The organism is Streptomyces sp. WAC06614, assembly GCF_003949795.1.
GTDB lineage: Bacteria > Actinomycetota > Actinomycetes > Streptomycetales > Streptomycetaceae > Streptomyces.
Genome location: NZ_RPRY01000397.1, coordinates 1 through 5,704 on the forward strand (window position 1 = coordinate 1; position 5,704 = coordinate 5,704).

Sequence of the window (5,704 nt, forward strand, 5' to 3'; positions counted from 1 at the left end):
CCAGATCAAGTGGGGCCTGGACTACATGAACGACCGCTACGGCAGCCCGGCCGCCGCCTGGAACTTCTGGCAGGCCAACCACTGGTACTAGACCGGTGACCCCGCCCCGGCCCGCGGCACCGCCACCGGCCGCACGCGACGCACGAAGGCCCCGGTAGGCCGACCTCCCCAGGTCCGCCCACCGGGGCCTTCTGTTTCCCCATCCCACAGGGTTCGTGGCGGTATCCCCCAGGGTCCGTGGCGGTCAGAGCCGCTGGATGATCGTGCCGGTCGCCAGCGCCCCGCCCGCGCACATCGTGATCAGTGCGAACTCCTTGTCGCGCCGCTCCAGCTCGTGCAGCGCCGTGGTGATCAGGCGGGCCCCGGTGGCCCCCACCGGGTGCCCCAGGGCGATGCCGCCACCGTTGACGTTGACCTTCTCCAGGTCCTGTCCGAAGACCTTCGCCCAGCTCAGCACGACCGAGGCGAAGGCCTCGTTGATCTCGACCAGGTCGATGTCCTTCAGCGACATCCCGGCCTTGCCGAGCACCGCCCGGGTCGCGTCGATGGGGCCGTCGAGGTGGAAGTGCGGGTCGGCGCCGACCAGCGTCTGGGCGACGATCCGGGCCCGCGGCTTCAACTTCAGCGCGCGCGCCATCTTGCGCGAGGCCCACATCACGGCCGCGGCGCCGTCGGAGATCTGCGAGGAGTTGCCGGCGGTGTGGATGGCCGTGGGCATGACCGGCTTGAGCCGGGCCAGTGCCTCCATGCTGGTGTCGCGCAGGCCCTCGTCGCGGTCGACCAGGCGCCACATGCCCTGTCCGGCCCGCTGCTCCTCCTCGGTGGTGGGCACCTGCACGGCGAAGGTCTCGCGCTTGAACCGTTCCTCCGCCCAGGCGGCCGCCGCCCGCTCCTGGGACAGCAGGCCCAGCCGGTCCACGTCGTCGCGGGTCAGGCCGCGGTGGCGGCCGATGCGCTCGGCGGCCTCGAACTGGTTGGGGAGGTCGACGTTCCACTCGTCCGGGAAGGGCTTGCCCGGGCCGTGCTTGGAGCCCGATCCCAGCGGCACCCGGCTCATGGCCTCGACGCCGCAGGCGATGCCGATGTCCATGACCCCGCTGGAGATCATGTTGGCCACCATGTGGTTGGCCTGCTGGGAGGAGCCGCACTGGCAGTCCACGGTGGTCGCCGCGGTCTCGTACGGCAGGCCCATGGCGAGCCAGGCGTTGCGGGCGGGGTTCATGGACTGCTCGCCGGCGTGCGTGACCGTGCCGCCGACGATCTGCTCGACGCAGTCGGGGCGGATTCCGGTACGGGCGAGGAGCTCGCGGTAGGTCTCGCCCAGGAGGTAGGCGGGGTGGAGGTTGGCGAGCGCGCCGCCGCGCTTGCCGATGGGGGTGCGTACGGCTTCGACGATGACGGGTTCCGCGGCCATGAGCTCGTCCTCTCCTGCACATCTGTACAGCGCCACAGCGGCGGGCGGGCCGTCCCGGCGCCCCGCCCGAACTAGTACGCGTTCTAGTTCTCCCGCAGTCTTACGACCCCGGGCCCGGCCGCACAAGGGTCTTGCACGCGCCCTGCACGGATTCCACACGCAACAGTTGGTGCGGCGGCCCTTGCCACTTCTAGAACTCGTTACTACGTTCAAGCCAACATCTGATGGGCCGTCAGACTTTCGGACCTTGGAGTTGCCGATGCCCTGTCCCGCGCTGCCCGAAGGCTTCGACGCCACGGACCCCGACCTCCTCCAGGACCGGGTGCCCTTCCCCGAGTTCGCCCTGCTGCGGCAGACGGCTCCGGTGTGGTGGTGCCCGCAGCGGCGCGGCGTCACCGGCTTCGACGACGAGGGCTACTGGGCCGTGACCCGGCACGCGGACGTCAAGTACGTCTCCACGCACCCGGAGCTCTTCTCCTCGCACACCAACACCGCGATCATCCGCTTCAACGAGCACATCCAGCGCGAACAGATAGATGCCCAGCGCCTGATCATGCTGAACATGGATCCGCCCGAGCACACCCGGGTCCGCCAGATCGTGCAGCGCGGGTTCACCCCGCGCGCGATCCGCAGCCTGGAGGGCGCCCTGCGGGAACGGGCCCGCGGCATCGTCGCCGAGGCCAAGGAGGCGGCGGGGGGCGGCTCGTTCGACTTCGTCACCCGGATCGCCTGCGAACTGCCGCTGCAGGCCATCGCCGAGCTGATCGGCGTACCGCAGCAGGACCGCACCAAGATCTTCGACTGGTCCAACAAGATGATCGCGTACGACGACCCGGAGTACGCCATCACCGAGGAGGTCGGCTCCCAGGCGGCCGTCGAACTCATCGGCTACGCGATGAACATGTCCGCGCAGCGCAAGGAATGCCCGGCCAAGGACATCGTCACGCAGCTCGTGGCGGCCGAGGACCAGGGCAACCTCGGCTCGGACGAGTTCGGCCTGTTCGTGCTGCTGCTGGCCGTCGCGGGCAACGAGACCACCCGCAACGCCATCAGCCACGGCATGCACGCCTTCCTGACCCACCCGGAGCAGTGGGAGCTGTACAAGGCGACGCGGCCCTCGACCGCCGCCGAGGAGATCGTCCGCTGGGCCACCCCGGTGGTCTCCTTCCAGCGGACCGCCACCCGGGACACGGAGCTGGGCGGCCAGAAGATCCGCGCGGGCGACCGGGTCGGCCTGTTCTACTCCTCGGCCAACCACGACCCCGAGGTCTTCGCGAACCCGGACGTCTTCGACATCACCCGCGACCCCAACCCCCACCTCGGCTTCGGGGGCGGCGGCCCGCACTTCTGCCTGGGCAAGTCCCTGGCCGTCCTGGAGATCGACCTGATCTTCAACGCCCTGGCCGACGCCCTGCCCGACCTCCGCCTGGCCGGCGAGGGCCCGCGCCGGCTGCGGGCGGCCTGGCTCAACGGCATCAAGGAGCTCCAGGTCAGCCACGGCTGACCCGGAACCGAGGACGGCAGGGGCTCCACCTCCCACGCCCGGCCCCTGCCGTTCCACGGGCCTCCGGCCCGCTGCGGGCCTCCGGCCCGACCCCGGCCCCGGCCGTGATCGCCCGAGTGGCGGAATGCCCACCTCGGGCGGATCCTGACAGGACGCGGCGATCCATCGCAGGACAGGGGTGCCGGGGCAGGCGCACGTACCGCCCCGGCACCCCTGCGCACGTGCGGCGCGGCGGGGGTACGCCCAGGTGGGGCGGCCTGGCCCCGCGCCCAGGTACCGGCGCGTACGACGACGGCCAGGGTCCGGGCGCGGCTGCGTACGCGGGCGCCCAGGCCTCGGGCTAGGTGCGGCTGCGCGCCGGGTCCGCCTCCGGTGCCCGTGCCCCCGGCACCGTCGCCCCGCCGGCCCGCCCCGGAACCGTCGGCGCCGCCAGGGGCAGCGGAACCGTCCGCCGCGGCCCGGACAGCACGTGCACCAGCGCGAAGCCGCCGACGACGACCGCCGCCCCGCCCACGGCGTCCAGCACCCAGTGGTTGGCGGTGGCCACGATCGCGCACACCGTGATCACCGGATGCAGCACCCCGATCAGCTTCTGCCAGCCCTTCGGCGCCAGTACGACGACCACCACGCCGCACCACAGCGACCAGCCGAAGTGCAGCGAGGGCATCGCCGCGTACTGGTTGGAGATCGCGGTCATCGCCCCGTACTGCGGATCGGCCAGGTCCTGCGGGCCGTGCACGGTGTCGACGAAGCCGAGCCCGGGCATCAGGCGCGGCGGGGCCAGCGGGTAGAGCCAGAAGCCCGCGAGCGCCATCACGGTCGCCAGGCCCAGGGAGGAGCGGGCCCAGCGGTAGTCGCCGGGGCGCCACCGGTACAGGACCGCCAGGATGGCGAGCGGCACCACGAAGTGGAACGACGTGTAGTAGAAGTTGAAGAACCCCTTCAGCCAACCGGTCCCGTCGACCGCCGCGTTCACGGCGTGCTCGACGTCGATGCCGAGCGCCTGCTCCAGGGAGTGGATCCGCCGGCCGTGCCCCTCGGCCAGCGCGCGGCTGTTCGGCGCGGCGGCCCGGATGTGGGAGTAGAGGGAGTAGCCGACCCGTATCAGCAGCAGTTCCAGCAGCAGGTTGGGGCGGCTGAGCACCCGCCGCCAGAACGGCAGCAGCGGCACCCGCGCCCAGCGCGAGGGAGCGGGTCGCCCGTACGCGGTGGGCACCGGCTCGCGCCAGTACGGCGAGGTCCGCGGCAGGAACGGCACGGCGCAGGCGGTGGCGAGCGCGGTGAGCAGCAGCACGTTGTCGCGTACGGGCGCCAGCGCGGCCAGGTTGGGCAGCAGCATGTCGCTGGGCAGGGTGGCGACCAGCACCACCGCCACCGGCCAGACCCGGCGGTCGGCGGCGCGCCGGCCGACCTTGCCGGCCACCGCGAGCAGCACCCACAGCAGTTGGTGGCGCCAGCCGGTCGGCGAGACGGCGACCGCGACACAGCCGGTGACCGCGACGGCGAGCAGCAGTTGCCCGTCGGCGGCGTACCGCGCGGCGCGGCGCAGCCCGACGTACGCGACCGCCCCGGCCAGGGCGACGTAGAGGGCGATCTCGCCGGGGCCGGAGAGGCCGAGCCGCAGCAGGGCGCCGTGCAGGGACTGGTTGTCCAGGCCCGCGGGGCCGCCGCCGAGGCCGGCCCCGGCCAGGTGCTCCACCCAGTACGTCCAGGAGTCGCGCGGCAGGGCCGCCCAGGCCAGCAGGGTGGCTCCGGCGAAGGTGACGGCGGCGGAGCGGGCGGCGGAGCGGCGGCCGGCGAGCCACTGCAACCCGGCGAACAGCAGCAGCGCCGGCTGGAGGGCGGCGGCCAGGCCCACGAGGAATCCGGCGGACCGCCGGCCGGGCACCCGGAAGGCGGCGAGGAGCACCAGCAGGACCGGCAGGACGGCGGTCCTGCCGGGTGTGGCGGCGTCACGGACCGGCAGCGAGACCGTCATCAGCGCGACCAGGACCGGCGCGGCGAGCAGCGCGGTGCGGCGGGGCACCGGATCGGGCAGGGCGCGGGCGGCGACCAGACCGACCGCGGCGACGAGCAGCAGGGTGACGCCCGTCCAGACGAATTCCAGGGACCGGCCGCCCAGGCCGAGCATCGGCTTGATCACCAGCCCGGCGAACGGGGTGCCGCCGAACTCGCCGCCCTCGTAGAGCGCTCCGGGCAGTCCCGGCAGGTGGATCTCGCCCAGCCAGGCCTCGGACGGGACCTGCACGGCGACGGCGAGCTGTCTGAGGGCGAGCACCCCGGCCAGGACCCACAGCAGCAGTCGGGCGGCGGCGAGCTTGCCGTGTGCACCGCCTATGACTCCGGCATGTCCGTGTCCACCGCTGTGCTCCGCCGCGTTCGCCACGCCCCGCCGGCCTCCCGCCGTGTCGTCCTGACCACCGCAACCCTGACGTCGCCCGGCTGCCGCGTGCCATTGCCCGGGACGACGATATCTGCCGCCCGGTCCCTAGGATGGCGGGCATGAGCATCGTGAAGATCAACGCGCTGACGGTCCCGGCGGAGCAGCGGGAGGTGCTGGAACAGCGGTTCGCCTCGCGGGCCGGCGCCGTGGAGGGCTCGGACGGCTTCGAATGGTTCGAGCTGCTGCGGCCGCTGGAGGGCACCGACCAGTACCTGGTGTACACGCGGTGGCGTGACGAGGCGGCCTTCCAGGCGTGGATGGAGGGGCCGATGAAGGCGGCGCACCAGGGTGGTCAGCCCGGGCAGCCGGGCCAGCAGGGTCGGCCGGGTGGGGGCGCGGAGGG

At 72.9% G+C, this 5,704-nt stretch carries 4 protein-coding genes and 1 pseudogene; 3 read left to right on the forward strand and 2 right to left on the reverse strand.

Annotated elements, in window-relative coordinates; all coding sequences use genetic code 11:
- Positions 1-91 (forward strand): annotated as a pseudogene (locus EF918_RS38730) (lytic transglycosylase domain-containing protein); the annotation flags it as partial.
- Positions 92-244: 153 nt separating this feature from the next.
- On the opposite strand, the gene EF918_RS31605 reads toward EF918_RS38730, so the two are convergent.
- Positions 245-1,414, reverse strand: a complete 1,170-nt coding sequence (locus EF918_RS31605) for a steroid 3-ketoacyl-CoA thiolase (protein WP_125652353.1) — start codon at positions 1,412-1,414, stop codon at positions 245-247.
- A gap of 259 nt (positions 1,415-1,673) precedes the next feature.
- Here EF918_RS31605 and EF918_RS31610 point away from each other — a divergent pair, with 259 nt between their 5' ends.
- Positions 1,674-2,918 (forward strand): cytochrome P450, encoded by a 1,245-nt coding sequence (locus EF918_RS31610; RefSeq protein ID WP_125652354.1) that lies wholly within the window; start codon positions 1,674-1,676, stop codon positions 2,916-2,918.
- Positions 2,919-3,258: 340 nt separating this feature from the next.
- Here EF918_RS31610 and EF918_RS31615 read toward each other — a convergent pair whose 3' ends face one another.
- Positions 3,259-5,217, reverse strand: a complete 1,959-nt coding sequence (locus EF918_RS31615; RefSeq protein ID WP_125652355.1) for a bifunctional glycosyltransferase 87/phosphatase PAP2 family protein — start codon at positions 5,215-5,217, stop codon at positions 3,259-3,261.
- A 203-nt stretch (positions 5,218-5,420) separates the two neighbouring features.
- Here EF918_RS31615 and EF918_RS31620 point away from each other — a divergent pair.
- Positions 5,421-5,704, forward strand: a 284-nt coding sequence (locus EF918_RS31620) for an antibiotic biosynthesis monooxygenase (protein ID WP_148141294.1), incomplete at its 3' end; no start/stop codon positions are given.